Source organism: Pseudophaeobacter leonis, assembly GCF_002087335.1.
GTDB lineage: Bacteria > Pseudomonadota > Alphaproteobacteria > Rhodobacterales > Rhodobacteraceae > Pseudophaeobacter > Pseudophaeobacter leonis.
Map to the genome: position 1 here is coordinate 1 of NZ_MWVJ01000007.1, position 15,731 is coordinate 15,731.

The window sequence follows — 15,731 nt, forward strand, 5'->3', positions numbered from 1 at the left end:
AGAGTCGCAGTTGAGGGTAGCGCGCGCCGCGCGCCACAAAATTAACTTATAATCTGTATTATGTTATTTATTGATGTTCCGTTCCGTCACCCCGGATTGGCAGACCGACCTGAGCAAGATAGCCTTTCGATAAGGACATCAGGGACAAGGCGACAAAATGGAAATTAAAGGCAGTTGTATAGTTGTGACCGGTGCTGCGAACGGTATTGGCAAAGGTCTGGCGCAAAAGTTTGCTGATTTGGGCGCCGCCCATGTCATTTGCGCGGATATTGATTTGGACGGCGCTCAGCTGGTTGCGGATCAAATTCAGGGATCGGCCTTACATCTGGACGTGCGGCAAGAAGACAGCGTCAAGGCCCTGATTGATACCGTCGAGGACACCATCGCACCCATTGATCTGTTCTGTTCCAACGCGGGAATTCTGACCATGGGTGGGTTTGAAGTTTCCAATGACGAATGGCAAAAGATCTGGGATATCAATGTCATGTCCCATGTTTGGGCTGCACGACATCTGGTGCCGCGTATGTTGGCACGTGGTGGCGGCTACATGCTGAACACAGCCTCAGCGGCGGGTTTGCTCAATCAAATTGGTGCGGCGCCTTACGGTGTGACCAAACATGCCGCCGTTGGTTTTGCCGAATGGCTTGCGATCACTTATGGTGATTTGGGGCTCGGTGTTTCGGTTCTGTGTCCGCAGGCAGTGCGATCAGAGATGACAAAAGGATTAGAGGATAGCGTCGCCAGTCTCGATGGTATGCTAGAGCCTGAACTGGTGGCCGATTGCTGCGTTACAGCCATTGAGAACAATGAGTTCCTGGTGCTTCCGCATCCACAGGTCAAAGACTACATGCAGGCCAAAACAACCAATTACGGCCGCTGGATCACCGGTATGCAAAAGCTGCGCCAACGCTTTGGCGGGGGGTAAAAGACCTAACGCCTGATGGGCCGCATCAGGCCTTCTTGTGCAACACTGGCGACGAGCTGGCCATCCTGGGTATAGATCGAGCCGCGGTTAAAGCCGCGGCCACCGCCACCAAAGGGTGAGTCCATTGTATAGAGGTGCCATTTGTCAAACTGCACCGGCGCATGGAACCACATGGCATGGTCAAGGCTCGCGGTCATTGCTTCGGGTTTGTACCAGGTCAACCCATGTGGTCTGAGGGCAGACCCCAAAAGCCCGAAATCAGACGCATAGGCCATCAGCACATGCTGTAATTGCGGCCCTGCCCCTTTGGCTGCTTCCATTCTTATCCACATATGATTGATATCGCTTGTGATATCAGGATTGAGCGGATCTCGCGGTTCAATATCCCGGATTTCAAATGGCCGCTGTCTGGTGAATTCGTCACGCAAGTCTTCGGCAATACGATGTGCATGCTGTTGGTGCAGATCGTCACGGGACAACAACCCATCCGGCGCCGGAACCTCAGGCATTTCGTGCTGATGTTCCCAGCCCATCTCCTCCAGATGGAACGAGGCTGCGAGGTTCAGGATTTGACGCCCGTTTTGAATGGCCGTGACCCGACGGGTGGTAAAGCTGCCACCATCGCGGGCTGGATCCACCTCATAGATCACCGGCTTGCTGGGATCGCCCGGGCGAATAAAATAGGCGTGCAGCGAGTGGCACAGCCGCTCGGGAACACTGGCATAGGCCGCAGAAAGAGCCTGGGCGATGACCTGACCACCGTAGATCCGCATAGGCGTTTCACCGCCAGATCCGATGCCGCGATAAAGGTTGGTATCCAGCTCTTCAAGGTCAAGAAGATTTAGGAGAACCTTACCTGGATCAGTCATTTAGAGGCTCTTTCTAAGTCAGATTTCTGTCTTTGGCATAGGCGATAAACCTGTCGAAACTGTCAGGATTTACCATCGAGTCGCGGTTCACCACTTTGTCTGGGTCGCCTCCAAGTAGCAGCTTTTTCACCGGGACTTCCAGCTTTTTACCAGACAATGTGCGCGGCACCTCAGCGACCTCGACGATTTCGTCGGGAACAAACCGCGCCGAAACAGAACTGCGGATGGCAGATTTGATCTTGTCCTTCACAGCGTCATCCATAGAGCCGGGCTGTGTCAGCACGACAAACAACGGCATAAAGCTGTCCCGCCCGAGGAATTCGAGATCAACTACAAGGCTGTCCTGAATTTCCGGCAAGGCCTCAACCGCCTGATAGATTTCCGAGGAGCCCAGGCGCAGCCCACGACGGTTTATTGTCGCATCGGACCGGCCATAAATGACAGAGCCACCTTCGGGGGTGAAAGAAATCCAATCCCCATGCCGCCAGATGCCGGGATAGGTGTCAAAGTAGCTGTCATGCAGGCGGGAGGCGTCGTCGTCACCCCAGAAAAAAAACGGCATTGAGGGCAGCGGCTCGGTGCAAACCAGCTCACCAACCTCGCCAACAAGATCCTTTCCATACGGATCATAAGCGCGCACTGCATTTCCCAGTGCACGGGCCTGCATTTCACCGGCTCGTACCGGCAACCTCACATTGCCACCCACAAAGGCGCCGCAAAAATCGGGCCACCAGAAATTGGCGCCAACCAAATGTCAGATTTGACTGCCCGGTAGATCCACTCGTAGCCATCAGAGGTCATGGGAGAGCCGGTAGCGCCCAGCGAGACCAAAGACGACAGATCAAAGGCGTCGCCGGGCTCGATCATGGATTTGGCACAGGCCGAGAAGAACGCGGCACCAGCGCCAAAATAGCTTATTTTCTCGTGCGCTACGCGGCGCCAGATGTCCAGCATGTCAGGGTAGTTCGGTGCCCGGTCGTAGAGCATGACAGTCGCGCCCTGCCCCAAGGCGACCAGTTGCACGTTCCACATGACCCAGCCCGAGGAGGTCAGCCAGCAGAACCGGCTTTGGTCTGAGACATCCAGATGCAGCGATTGCTTGGAGCCTTCCAGAAGAATGCCGCCGTGACCATGTACAATCGGTTTGGGGTTGCCGGTTGTGCCTGATGAATAGACGATCCAAAGCGGGTGATCAAAAGCGACCTGCGCAAAGCTCAGCTCTGCGGTGCGCGTGAGCAACCCGGTCCAGTCCACCGCGCCCTTTGGCAGTGGCTGATCATCGGTTTTCACCGCAATGTGCTGCTCTAGGTCAGGCAGCCCCGCAACAACAGCAGACATTTCCTCTGCCCGGCTTATCTCTTTGCCGGCATGTTTGTAGTTGTCCTGATAGATCAGAACCTTGGGTTTGATTTGCTGAAATCGGTCCAGGATCGCGACATGTCCCATATCCGGAGCGCATAGCGACCAGATCGCTCCAAGACTGGTTGTTGCAAGACAGGCAATAATGGCGCTTTCGGTATTGGGAAGAACGGCTGCGACACGGTCGCCCTGCCCGACCCCCATATCACGCAGGTTCGCCGCAAGGCTTGCGACGCTATCGCGTAGCTGTTTCCAGCTCATCTCGGATCTGCCAAAGGTTTCAGACTGAACCACAAGCGCTTGTTTTTGCTCATCCACGAGGCCCGCAGACAGGATATTTTCGGCCCAGTTCAGCCTGGCGCCGGGAAACCATTCTGCCCCGGGCATACGCCGTTCGCGCAAAACTGTTGTCGCAGGAGCGGAAAACTTTAGCTGGAAAAAGTCGCAGACAGATTGCCAGAACACTTCCAGTTCCGTAACGCTCCAGGACCACAGATCATTGTAGCTGTAAAAGCTGAGATCCCGGTTCGCTTTCAGCCACTCTTGATAGGCTGCCATCTGGCTGTTGTTGGCGCGCGCGGCACTGGGTGTCCACAGGATTTTGTTTTCATCGGTCATTGCAGAATGGCTCCGTGCACCAGCGCCTTTAGTTCGGCGCGGGCGGGGTATGAACTGGATGGGGCGAGTTGGGTGAAAAAGACGACGGACAGGTCCAGCTCTGGATCCAGCCAAAAGAAGGTTGAGGCCATGCCGCCCCAGCTGAAGTCCCCTACAGATCCAGGGCAGCGCGCCCGCGCAGGATCCAACACAACAGCGCCGCCAAGACCAAAGCCCATGCCCTCCATAGGTTGCTCGGCAAAGCTTTGCGGCCCCATGGATGCGATGTCACCGGGAAGATGATTTCTCATCATGAAATCAAGGGTTTTTGGCGACAATATAAAGCCGTCTTTGCAGGCCCCACGTCGCCGCAGCATCTCTGTGAACGTCATGTAGTCGTCGATGGTTCCAACCAGCCCCCCACCGCCGGACATCATATCGGCAGTCTCGAAAGGAGAGCCGCCATGCAGGTCGGTCAGGCGCAGGGTCTCGCCACCGGTTTGCGCCGCGTTCATCGCCATCGCGTCGCCCGCAAGCGGCGTATAGAGAGAGGCGAACCGGTTCCCCGCCTCGCGCGGAACACGAAAGCCGGTCTCCTGCATGCCAAGAGGCTGGAATATGTTTTCATCAAAGAATTCGGCGAGAGTTTGCCCCGAGGCGACCTCACCACCCGACCAAGCACATCAATGCCGACTGAGTATTCCCAACGGGTTCCGGGCTGAAACGCCAAAGGAAACCGCGCGAGATGGGCTGCCATCTTGCCCAGCTCACCCTGATTAGGTTTGAACATCAACTGTTCCTGCTGCATCGCCTCTGGCAAAAGGCCCGGGTTGAATGGATAGCTCAGCCCTCCGGTATGGGTCAGCAGCTCATGCAGGCTCGGGGCGCGGGCGGGTTCTGTCTGCTCAATAGAGGTGGCACCCGGGATCAGGGCCTGCATTTCAGAGAATTCGGGGATGAAATCTGACACCGGAGCATCCAGATGAAACAGACCTTTTTCGGCCAAAATCATCACCGCAACTGAGGTCACCGGCTTGGTCATGGAGTAGCTCCGCGCCAGGGTCTCACGGGTAAAGGGGAGGTTTTCTTCTACGTTGCGACGTCCGGTTGCGTGAAAAAACTGCTCTTCACCACCGCGCATAATCAAAAGTGAGCTTCCGGCATATTTCTTTTGATCAACATAGCGTTGCTGCCAAAGCTTAATGTGCTCAAGTCGTGCCTGATCCATAGCTACCCCCTCTTTCTTCATCGCTTCAGGATGATCCGTGATCAATCATTTTTTGCATCGCGGCCTTGGTCTGGCTGTTGAACCAGCCGCCCTCAGGACTGTTGCCGCCATTTTCAATCGCGGCCTTGATCCGCGCAATCGTCTCGCCTCTGAGTTGGCTCTTGATCGAGGCATAGGCCAGTGATGGCAGCTCAGCCAGTTTCCGTGCCTCGGCCAGGGAATACCCGATCAGGTCTTCGGGATCTTCGGCGATAATGTCGATGATGCCAAAGTTACGGGCGGCAATTGGGCCGACAGATTGCCCCGTCAGCATAAGCCGTCGGCGGGTGTCGACGTCCAGCGTGGCCTTGGCGATCTCGAGCGGGCCAATGGGGAAATCAGCGCCCACGCGCACCTCGGCCAGTCCAAAGGAGGATTTGGTCATCGCCACGCGCCGGTCGCTGGCAAGCACAAAGAACAGCCCCCCCGCGATTGCAGCACCTCCTACGCAGGCAACAACCGGTTTGGGACAGGCATAGAGCGCCAGAAAGCCCTCATTCAGCCCGCGTACGATGGCATTTTGCTGCTCCAGATCAAAATTCTGGGCCTCCTTTAGATCAAGACCCGCAGAAAACACTTTGAAAGGGCTGGACAAAATGATGGCGCGCACGGCGTCATCTGATCCCAGTCGGGTCATCTCTGCCGCAAAGCTCAGGAGAAAATCGGCGCTCAGGGCATTTACTGGCGCGCGCCCCAACTGAAGTTCAACAATACCGTCACCATGCTCGCGAATGATGAGCTGTTCATTCTCTGTCATCAAGGCTCTCCTTCGGTGCGAAACCCTGCCTGTCGGCGTTGGTATTGTTATATTGCGCAGCCAAAACGCCGCGGTCGAGCGCAAACAACTACGTAGAACCACGCATATGCGTAGCTCTGTGAAGCTCTGCGTAGCCCGCCAGTCAACGTGAAGATAGCTGTGAGCATCTACAGGCAACGCACTCTTAATGTACGATTATTTCCCGAGAGCGTCCAAGCCGTTTCGCGCAAACAAGGAGACAAAGCCGCCAAGTTTGACAGCACGTTGCGGGTTTGACGCATTGCCATCAAGGGCACGTTTCAAAACGCCCTGCAAGATCCCGCCCATTCGGAAGAAACTAAAGGACAGGTAAAAGCCAAAATTATCAATCCCGGCCAGCCCGCGGCGTTCACAATAGCTGTCAATGAAGGCCTGATCCGAGGGAAGCCCCAGGGCGGCGCGGTCGATCCCCGCCAGACCGCGGCCTTCGGCTCCGGGGGGCATTTGCCATTGCATGATGACACCGGCCAAATCGGCATAGGGATGTCCAATGGTCGACAGCTCCCAGTCAAGCACCGCCCGACAGTCCGGGCTATCAGCGGCAAAGATCATATTGTCGATCCGATAGTCGCCATGCACCAGACCACGCTGGCCGTCCTCCTTTGGCATCGCGACCTCCAGCGCCAGGATCAGCTCATCCATCTCGGGGATAACATCGGTTTCCGAGGCGCGGTATTGCTTGGTCCAGCGGCCCAGTTGGCGCTCAAAATAGTTGACGGGAGGGCCATAGTCAGACAGGCCAACAGCCTCGATATCGACCTCATGCAAACTGGCCAAAACCCGGCTCATCTCATCAATCACAGCGGCACGTTCCGCAGGGTCCATATTGGGCATAGTCGGGTCCGTGATATTGCGCCCGGCAACATGATCCATCACGTAAAACGCCGATCCAATCACGTCATCATCCTCACACAGAAGATGCATTTTGGCGACGGGAACCTCTGTGTCAGCCAGCGCCTTTTGCACCCGGAACTCGCGGTCCACCGCATGCGCCGACTTGAGCAGAACCCCTGGTGGCTTGCGCCGTAACACATAGTTTCCAGCCGAGGTTTTCAGCATGAACGTGGGATTTGATTGCCCGGTCTCAAATTTCTGCACGTCAAAATCGGCATCAAATCCAGGCAGACGTCCACGCAGATAGGCGCCGACGGCCTCCCGGTCCAGGGTCTGGGTCTTTTGGCTCATCGTCAGCTCCCGTTAGCTATAGGTCATGAGTGCCGCACGTTCAACGTTATGAAGGTGTGGCACTGAGTTGAATTCATGGAGAAAGAACTTCTCCTTTGAGAACACGAACCGGCTGGTCGAACTGTTTTTGACCTGCAGATTCAGCGCAATCATTTGCGCATCTGGCAACTCCAGACTGGCGGCAACCAGCCTTGATATAGCGCCACCGGAGCTGACAACCAGGACCCGTTCGACGCCCTTTTGGACGGCATGCAGCCGCGCCTGCTCAACCCGGGCGCAAAACTCATGCCAGCTTTCGCGCGCCTCAGGAATGCCGCCCAGCTGCCAGTCAGCCAGTGTTTCGCGCAGGGCGCGAAAATGGGTCTTGCGGTCAGTGATCACATCAGCCGGGGCCTGGCCGCCAAACCGACTGTGCAGCAGGTCATGAAAGTCATATTCATTCCAGCCCGCATGTTGTTCGGCGGCGATATCAAAGCCAATTTCGGCCAGAGTTTGTTTCTGACGCTCAAGGCTGCCAGTAATCACCCGGTCAGGAACCCAGTCGAGCGCCCGCAGGGTTTCGCCCAAGGCGCGCGACTGTTGCCGCCCAAGGTCGCTCAGCTCATCATAGTTGGCCGCCCCAAACGAGGCCTGACCGTGGCGGACAACAATCAGCTCTGCCATCCTTCAGACCTTGAACTCGCGGGCCAAACGCGTACCGGCCGCCTGGTATTCCGAGGCGATCCGATCAACCAGCTCGCCAGCTGAACAGATGGATTTTACATCTCCAATCCCCTGACCCGACCCCCAGATCTCTTTCCAGGCTTTTGGTTTGGATGATCCGCTGTCAAAATTCATCGCAGAGGAGTCGGCTGTTGGAAGATTGTCGGGATCAAGCCCGGCATTGGAGACAGATTTCTTTAGATAGTTGCCCCAAACGCCTGTAAACAAAGAAGAGTATACGATGTCTTCGGCAGAGCTGTCGACGATCATCTGTTTATAGTCCTGCTGGGCGTTGGCCTCATGGGTGGCAATAAAGGGCGAGCCGGCATAGCCAAAATCCGCCCCCAGGGCACGCGCGGCCAAAAGAGCTTCGCCACTTGCAATGGCGCCTGACAGGGCCAGAGGCCCGTCAAACCAGCTGCGGATCTCCCGGATCAGCGCAAAGGGAGACTGCTCACCGGCATGACCGCCCGCGCCGGCGGCCACGGCAATCAGCCCATCGGCGCCCTTTTCGATCGCCTTCTTGGCAAACTTATTATTGATGACGTCATGCAGCACCACGCCACCACAGGCATGCGCCGCTTCATTGACCTCGACCCGCGCGCCCAGTGAGGTAATCCAGATCGGCACGTTCCAGCGGTGACAGATCTCAAGATCACGCTCCAGCCGGGCGTTGGAACGATGCACGATCTGGTTGACCGCAAAGGGAGCGGCCGACTGGTCCGGGTTTTCCTGATTGTGCTTATCCAGCGCTTCGGTGATCTGCTTGAGCCAAGCCTCAAGCAGAACCGGATCCCCCTCGCCTTCGCGAGCGTTGAGGGCCGGAAACGACCCAATAATGCCCGCTTTACACTGGGCGATGACCAGCTCTGGCACTGAAATGATAAACAGGGGAGAGCCAATCAAAGGGATGCGTAGGTTTTGCAACGCCTTGGGCAGGTGATCTTGAGATGATGACACAGTTTGGTCCTTTGTTTCAGTATCTTGCAGCCCGAAGGTGCTAGTCTAGTCCATCGCACTGGCAAAAAGATTATGGCCGGACATGACATTGATGCCGCCTGAGATCGGGACAACAGATCCCGTCACATAGGCGCCGCCCTTACCGCTCAGAAACAGGACCGATCCTGCAATATCCTCGTAGCGGCCGACGCGGCCCAGAGGCACATCATTGCCAACCTTTTCGCGCTTTTCTTCATCTTCCGTCACAAAGGCCGTCATACGCGAGACAAAAGGACCAGGCGCCAGCGCATTTACCGTAACGTTCTTGTGCGCGAGTTCTTTTGCCAGGATCTTTGACAGGTGAATGACCGCAGCCTTGGAGGCCGCGTAGCTATAGGCCCCGTCTCCCATCGGGATTTCGCCCATGACGGAGCCGACATTGATGATCCGCCCGGGATCACCCGATTGACCGCTTTTGATCAACATAGGCAGCAAGCGCCGGGTCAGGTCAAAGACGCCTGTCACATTGACCGACATCACCTTTTCCCAGGCCTGATACGGAAAATCTTTCAGCTCAGCTCCCCAGGTGATGCCCGAGTTATTCATCAAGATATCAAGGTGTTCTGTGCGGCTCTTGATTTCCTCAACCAGTGCCTCGATCCCGGCCTCGGTGCCGACATCGCCGCCAAATCCTTCGGCTGTGCCGGGGGCATCCAGGGCATTCAGCTCTGCGGCAACCGCCTCACAGGCGGCGCCTTTGCGCGAGGCAATCAGCACCCGCGCACCGGCCCGCACCATCGCCTCGGCAGCCATGCGGCCAATTCCTGTAGCACCACCCGTGATCAGGGCCGTTTTGCCCTCAAGTGTAAAAAGATCCTGCATCGTCTTCTCCCTTAAAATCCGCGCAATTGCGCAACAACGCCCGCGTGATAACCGTAGTCACCCAGCCATTCGGCCGCGACCCGGGCGCGTTTCATATAAAACCCCATATCAAAGGCATCCGTCATGCCCATGCCGCCATGCATCTGCACACCTTCCTGCACCGCCTTTTGCGCGGTATCCGTGGCGCGCGCCTTTGCCACCGACACAGCAAGCGTCGCAGTGTCTGGCGCGGTATCTAGAATACGGCCCGCATTCAAAACGGCAGAATGGGTCAGCTCGATTTCACACCAAAGATGCGCCGCCCGATGCTGCAGGGCCTGAAAACTGCCGATGGTGACGCCAAACTGTTTGCGCTCTTTCAGATAGTCGGTTGTTTGGGCAAAGGCCGCCTCTGAAAGGCCGATTGTCTCGGCCGCAAGGGCGGCTTGCCCGGCCTCCAGCGCTGGCTTTAGCAGATCATAGCCTGACCCGGCCGCGCCAAGAAGGGCGTCGCCCGACAGTTCTACGTTGTCAAAAACCAAATCCGCAGCGTCGCGACTGTCAATCATCTCCAGCGGCGTTTTCTCTAGCCCTTTGGTCGTGTTGGCGAGATCGAACAGGCAGAGCCCCTCGTCGCTTTTGGCCAGAACCAGAATTCGCTCCGCGTCGCAGCCATCTATGACAAAACGCTTTTTCCCATTGAGGATGTAGCCGTTGCCACGTTTTTCCGCCGTGAGCTCAACATTTTCTGGAGAAAATTTCGCGCTCTCGTCCAGGGCCAGCGCATAGGTCAGCTCGCCTGCGGCAATCTCTTTCAGTTTGCCATTTGAGCTGGGATCCTTCAGCTGTCGCAGCAGCGTTGCGGCCATAACGGCGGTGCTCAGAAACGGGCTGACCGTCAGGTTGCGTCCCATTTCGCGCGCCAGCACATGGGCCGCCGCATGGCCCATGTCGGAGCCGTCAGCCTCCTCGGGGACAAGCACGCCGGCCCATCCGGCAGCGGCCATTTCCTGCCAAAGCGCGGGGTCTGAGCGCTTTCCCGCATCCCGCTCTCACGCAGTCGGGAGACTGGCGCGGATTTTGCGAGGAAACCACTGGCGGCCTCGGACAACAGGATTTCTTCTTCTGTTTGAATGAGTTTTGCCATGTTTCATATCCCGGAAGGTTCAAAATGCGACGGCTAATGATCGAGAGCATGACCTCTGAAGTGCCGCCTTCGATCGAATTTGCCTTGGTTCGGAGCCAGGAAGAGGCAGGTGTGTCCTGCCAGGTCAGCGCGTTCGAGCCTTCTGCGGCCATGACCAGTTCCAGACGCTGCTTGTTCAGCTCTGTGCCCATGTATTTCAACATAGCAGAGGCATCCCCAACACCCTGTCCGCCTTCGGACTGATCCTTATAGCGCTCCAATGTCATCTCAAGGGCCAGGGTGTCGACCTCGGCGCGCATGGCATCACCTCGCAAAACAGGGTCGCTCAGCCCGGTTTCGCTTTCAGACAGCACAGCGCCAAGAGAGCGCCCGGATACCATGACGTTGGCGCCATTGCTGATCATCTCGCGCTCATGGGTCAGCAGGTATTTTGCCACGTCCCAGCCGCGGTTGACGGTGCCGACCACCTGGTGTTTCGGAACCTCGACATCCTCAAAGAATGTTTCGCAAAACGGCGACGATCCAGAGATCAGCCGGATCGGTTGCGTGCTGATACCTTTGGTCCGCATATCCATGAGAACAAAGGAAATACCCAGATGTTTCTTGGCCTCCCGGTCGGTTCTGAGCAGCGCAAAGATCCAGTCGGCCTTATCCGCATAGGATGTCCAGATCTTTTGCCCAAAGACCAGCCAGGTGTCGCCCTGATCAGCCGCATGGGTCTGAACCCCGGCCAGATCTGAACCGGCTCCTGGCTCTGAATAGCCCTGACACCAGCGGATTTCACCACGTGCGATGGGCGGCAGAAAGTGCAGCTTTTGCTCTTCGCAACCAAATTTCAGCAAGGCAGGCCCAAGCATCCAGATGCCAAAACTGTCCAGAGGCGAGCGGGCCCCAAGGGCCTGCATCTCTTCTTTCAGGATCTTGTCTTCATCTCGCGTCAGGCCCGCGCCACCATAGGCCTTAGGCCAGGTCGGCACGGTCAGCCCACGCGCGGCACAGCGCTCTAGCCAGATCTTCTGCGCCTCACAGCTAAAGACCCAAGACGTGCCGCCCCAACAAATCGCATCCTCGCCGCTGGCGCCATCACGCATCTCAGGCGGGCAGTTTGCTTCCAGCCAGTCGCGAATCTCGCGCCTAAAGCCAGCGCCACCAGTTTCTCTTTCAACTTCAGCCGTGGTCATGCTCTCTCCTCATCACCGATGCCCAGAGCCTCCCATGGCGTCTAGCGGTTTCACCATGCAGAATTACATTTCGCTATTGCATTGACAACGCTGTGGAGCGGCAGAAGACTTTACGTAATTTTGGAAACACTCGGCTGCCAGCGCGCTGCCAGGAGGGCAAAAATGAAATCAATGTTGAGCACCGCCGCGGGTGGACCTGAGACACTGGTCTGGACAGACATGCCCGACCTCAGCCCCGGTAAGGGAGAGCTCCTGGTCGAGATCCGCGCCGCTGGCGTCAACTTTCCCGATACTTTGATTATTCGTGATCTGTACCAGATTATACCCCAGCGTCCCTTTGCGCCCGGCGGCGAGATATCCGGCGTGGTCACAGCACTGGGTGAAGGCGTCAAAGGCTTTCAGATAGGGGACCGGGTTCTTGCCCTTACCGGGCATGGCGGCTTTGCCACGCAGATCTGCATCCCGGCAGCGCAAGCGACTAAATTCCCGGAAGAAATGCCCTTTGAGGATGCGGCTGGCTTTGTGTTTACATATGGCACATCCTACCACGCCCTAAAGGACCGGGCACAGATTCAGCCCGGAGAAACCCTATTGGTTTTGGGAGCTGCCGGCGGGGTTGGCGCCGCTGCAATTGAGCTGGCAAAATCCATGGGCGCACGGGTCATTGCAGCCGTGTCTTCGCAGGAAAAGGCCGCGTTCTGTCACGCGCTCGGGGCCGACGAAACGCTGGTCTATAGCCGGGACATGGATAAGGAGGACCAAAAGGAATTTTCTAAAAATATCAAATCCCTGACCAGCAAGGATGGCGTAGATGTCGTCTATGACGGCGTTGGCGGAGCGTATGCCGAACCGGCGCTTCGCGCGATGGCCTGGCTGGGTCGCTACCTGGTCATCGGGTTTCCCGCCGGCATTCCTGAAATCCCGCTCAATCTGCCTCTGCTAAAGGGCTGCGACATTCGTGGGGTGTTCTGGGGCGCCTCGGTGTTTCGGGATCCCAAGAGTCATGCGACGAATATGGCAGAGCTTCAGGCGCTCTATGCCAGCGGCAAGATCAAGCCGCCGATCTCTGAGGTTCTTGCTATGACAGAGGCGCCAAAAGCGCTCGAGATGATGCAGGACAGGCGCGTTCTGGGCAAGGTTGTGCTGACCAACAGCTGAACCCAGGAAGGATGCAGGGGCAAATCCGCCTCCCTCTGATAATTTTACGTGAGAAAATAGCAACATGCGGCACAGGAAAAGCCTTGGCATATAAAGCCTTGGCATATTCTGTGCAAATGTCCTATTTCGTCATAAGCTTGAATCGAGGGGGATGCGATGCAGAGCATATTGATACTGAACGGACCAAATCTGAACCTTTTGGGCACACGCCAGCCCGAGGTCTATGGGCGCGAAACGCTCGCAATGGTCGAGCAGTTGTGCATAGACCATGCTGTGAAAGCTGGTCTGACAGCCCATTGTCTTCAGTCCAACCACGAAGGGGCTTTGCTTGACGCGATCCACGCGGCCCGTGGCGTGCATGCTGGTATCATTCTGAATGCGGGTGCCTTTACCCATACCTCTGTTGCTCTGATGGATGCCATTTTTTCTGTCGAGGTGCCAACGGTTGAGGTGCATCTGTCCAACATTCATGCGCGCGAAGAGTTTCGCCACAAATCCTACATTTCGCGTGCTGCCCTGGGGCAAATCTGTGGCTTTGGCAGTCAGGGATATCTGATGGCGATTGATGCCCTGGCCGCTACATTGCTTCCTAAAGAGACACAGCTTCAGGACGCAAGGTAATGACAATGCTGGATTATCTCCACTTTGTTTCCGGAGCAAAAAGCCTCGAAGAGCTGTGGCATACCCATGTTTTGAAGATGGCCGACTTTGGCTTTGACCGCTTAATGTACGGCTACACCCGCTTTAAGACCGAGACCTCACTGGGGGAGCCGGATGATTTTGTCATTATGACCAATCACAATCCGGAATATGTGAACGGATTTTTGAACCAGGGGCTCTATCGCAATGCGCCAATGGTCCGCTGGGCGCTGGAGAACGAGGGCGCCGGCAGCTGGCAGATGATTCAGGAAATGGATGACGGTGGCGCCCTTAGCTCTCAGGCGAAACAGGTCATGGATTTCAATCAGCGTATGCAGATGACTGCTGGCTATACCGTCAGCTTTTTCTCGGCCTCTAAACGCTACAAGGGCGCTATCTCTCTTGGGGGTAAGGCTGGAAGCACCCAAAAAGAGATTGATGCGCTGTGGAAAGAGCATGGTGAAGACATTATTTTGATGAATAATGTGGTGCACCTCAAGATCCTGACCCTGCCCTATGAGCCACCAAATCGCAGCCTGACGTCCCGTCAGCGCGAAGCTTTGCAATGGGTTGGAGATGGTAAGACCACCCAGGATATCGCCCTTCTTATGGGGCTTACGTCGGCCACTGTCGAGAAACACCTGCGTTTGGCGCGGGTGTCATTGTCGGTGGATACCTCAGCCCAGGCGGTGCTCAAAGCCGCGCTGCAAAACCAAATGTATGTTGTTGAATCCTGACCATGGTCAAAAATTTCAGCAATGAGATCTCCCTAAAAGATAAGGGATATCAAAACCCTAGCGAAAGCTAACCCAGGGTAAACTTTCGCCATTCGGGTATGGAAAACACTACTACACTCAATGCCTAATTTAAGGCACATTGTAGGAGTTCCGTGAGTGGTGGCTTTGGCCTAGGAACTTTGGGAAACGATCCTTGCAATTTCAAGGCTCTCGGACCTGTTCGGTCGCTGGCGTGTATTTATCCGCGTCAGGGCCGTTTTAAAGAGGGGCCCCATCCATCCCCATCTATGGGGCCTCTCGATTCGTCTCAGCTTTGCGACTATTGCGCGCATACCCGTGCTGCATCTTGTACAGCTTTGACAGGCCTTTGGTTCCCATTGAGCTGCCTAGTCCCCAGCCTGCCCCAAAACCTGTATCCGGCCTTCGCCACCATAAAAAGGGCTGACGTTAAACGCCAGCCCCCTTCAAAAACCACGCAATGTGAGTGCGCGTTAGCCTTGGCTAACCTTGGCAACTTCGGCTGCAAAGTCTTCTTTTTCAACTTCGATGCCTTCGCCAACTTCCAGACGCACAAAACCGGTGATGGTCGCGCCGGCTTCTTTGGCGGCCGCTTCAACGCTCAGGTCAGGGTTCACAACGAACTGCTGGTTCAGCAAAGTGGATTCGGCGATGAATTTCTTCATGCGGCCAACGATCATCTTTTCGATGACTGCTTCTGGCTTGCCGGATTCGCGCGCGATGTCCATCTGGACCTGCTTTTCTTTCTCGACAATCGCAGCGTCGAGGTCAGATTCGCTCAGCGCAGCTGGGTTCACAGCGGCAATATGCATTGCAACCTGCTTACCAAATGCCTCATCGCCACCGGTCATTGCGACCAGAACGCCAATTTTGCCCATGCCGGCAGTTGCAGCATTGTGCACGTAGGAGATGACGCTGTCGCCTTCCAGCGCAGCCATGCGGCGTACCGACATGTTTTCGCCAACAGTCGCGATTTTGCCAGTGATGACGTCCTCGACGGTCTTGCCACCCATATCCGCGGTTTTCAGCGCGGCGACATCAGCAACACCCAAGGCAACCTTGGCAATACCGCCAACCATTTCCTGGAATTCAGCGTTCTTGCCAACAAAATCGGTTTCCGAGTTGACCTCAACAGCAACGCCTTTGCCGCCGTCGACAACAACGGCCACCAGGCCTTCGGCCGCGGTACGGCCGGATTTTTTGGCAGCTTTGGCGAGGCCCTTGGTGCGCAGCCAGTCAACGGCGGCTTCCATGTCGCCATTGGTTTCGGTCAGCGCTTTTTTGGCGTCCATCATGCCGGCGCCGGTGGAGTCGCGCAGTTCTTTAACGAGTGCAGCTGTGATTGCCATCT

At 56.3% G+C, this 15,731-nt stretch carries 13 protein-coding genes and 3 pseudogenes; 4 read left to right on the top strand and 12 right to left on the bottom strand.

Annotation, left to right across the window (positions count from 1 at the left end; all coding sequences use genetic code 11):
* Positions 1-157 precede the first annotated feature (157 nt).
* Complete coding sequence (locus tag B4968_RS03090; protein ID WP_083096513.1) at positions 158-925, top strand: SDR family oxidoreductase; 768 nt, start codon at positions 158-160, stop codon at positions 923-925.
* Between the two features lie 5 nt (positions 926-930).
* Here the strand turns inward: B4968_RS03090 and B4968_RS03095 are convergent, their stop codons facing one another.
* The 11 genes and pseudogenes from B4968_RS03095 to B4968_RS03140 all read right to left on the bottom strand — a co-directional run.
* Positions 931-1,794, bottom strand: coding sequence for an acyl-CoA thioesterase (locus B4968_RS03095; RefSeq protein WP_083096515.1), 864 nt, complete (start codon positions 1,792-1,794; stop codon positions 931-933).
* 13 nt (positions 1,795-1,807) lie between these two features.
* Positions 1,808-2,461, bottom strand: coding sequence for an AMP-binding enzyme (locus tag B4968_RS25520; RefSeq protein WP_338153192.1), 654 nt, complete (start codon positions 2,459-2,461; stop codon positions 1,808-1,810).
* A gap of 23 nt (positions 2,462-2,484) precedes the next feature.
* Positions 2,485-3,771 carry an AMP-binding protein gene (locus B4968_RS03100; RefSeq protein WP_338153193.1) on the bottom strand — a complete coding sequence of 429 codons (1,287 nt, stop codon included), beginning with the start codon at positions 3,769-3,771 and terminating at the stop codon, positions 2,485-2,487.
* Positions 3,768-4,999 (bottom strand): annotated as a pseudogene (locus tag B4968_RS03105) (serine hydrolase domain-containing protein). The gene B4968_RS03100 and the pseudogene B4968_RS03105 overlap by 4 nt, the downstream one beginning before the upstream one ends.
* A 4-nt stretch (positions 5,000-5,003) precedes the next feature.
* On the bottom strand, positions 5,004-5,774 hold the full coding sequence (locus B4968_RS03110) for an enoyl-CoA hydratase/isomerase family protein (RefSeq protein ID WP_083096517.1): 771 nt from the start codon (positions 5,772-5,774) through the stop codon (positions 5,004-5,006).
* A gap of 195 nt (positions 5,775-5,969) precedes the next feature.
* A complete protein-coding gene (locus tag B4968_RS03115; protein ID WP_083096519.1) occupies positions 5,970-6,998 on the bottom strand; it encodes a phosphotransferase family protein in 1,029 nt (342 codons plus the stop codon).
* Positions 6,999-7,010: 12 nt separating this feature from the next.
* Positions 7,011-7,661, bottom strand: coding sequence for a histidine phosphatase family protein (locus tag B4968_RS03120; RefSeq protein WP_083096522.1), 651 nt, complete (start codon positions 7,659-7,661; stop codon positions 7,011-7,013).
* A 3-nt stretch (positions 7,662-7,664) separates the two neighbouring features.
* Complete coding sequence (locus B4968_RS03125) at positions 7,665-8,660, bottom strand: NAD(P)H-dependent flavin oxidoreductase (RefSeq protein WP_083096524.1); 996 nt, start codon at positions 8,658-8,660, stop codon at positions 7,665-7,667.
* 45 nt (positions 8,661-8,705) lie between these two features.
* On the bottom strand, positions 8,706-9,521 hold the full coding sequence (locus tag B4968_RS03130) for an SDR family NAD(P)-dependent oxidoreductase (protein WP_083096527.1): 816 nt from the start codon (positions 9,519-9,521) through the stop codon (positions 8,706-8,708).
* 11 nt (positions 9,522-9,532) lie between these two features.
* Positions 9,533-10,647: pseudogene (locus B4968_RS03135) on the bottom strand (acyl-CoA dehydrogenase family protein).
* 8 nt (positions 10,648-10,655) lie between these two features.
* Positions 10,656-11,828, bottom strand: a pseudogene (locus B4968_RS03140) (acyl-CoA dehydrogenase family protein); the annotation flags it as partial.
* A gap of 162 nt (positions 11,829-11,990) precedes the next feature.
* On the opposite strand from B4968_RS03140, the gene B4968_RS03145 reads away from it, so the two are divergent.
* The 3 genes from B4968_RS03145 (at position 11,991) to B4968_RS03155 (ending at position 14,362) form a co-directional block, all read left to right on the top strand.
* On the top strand, positions 11,991-12,986 hold the full coding sequence (locus tag B4968_RS03145; protein ID WP_083096529.1) for an NADPH:quinone oxidoreductase family protein: 996 nt from the start codon (positions 11,991-11,993) through the stop codon (positions 12,984-12,986).
* Positions 12,987-13,142: 156 nt separating this feature from the next.
* On the top strand, positions 13,143-13,607 hold the full coding sequence (gene aroQ / locus B4968_RS03150; protein ID WP_083096532.1) for a type II 3-dehydroquinate dehydratase: 465 nt from the start codon (positions 13,143-13,145) through the stop codon (positions 13,605-13,607).
* Positions 13,607-14,362, top strand: coding sequence for an autoinducer binding domain-containing protein (locus B4968_RS03155; protein ID WP_083096534.1), 756 nt, complete (start codon positions 13,607-13,609; stop codon positions 14,360-14,362). Before aroQ ends, B4968_RS03155 begins: the two co-directional genes overlap by 1 nt.
* 491 nt (positions 14,363-14,853) lie before the next feature.
* Here B4968_RS03155 and tsf read toward each other — a convergent pair whose 3' ends face one another.
* Complete coding sequence (tsf, locus tag B4968_RS03160; RefSeq protein WP_083096536.1) at positions 14,854-15,729, bottom strand: translation elongation factor Ts; 876 nt, start codon at positions 15,727-15,729, stop codon at positions 14,854-14,856.
* Between the last annotated feature and the right edge of the window lie 2 nt (positions 15,730-15,731).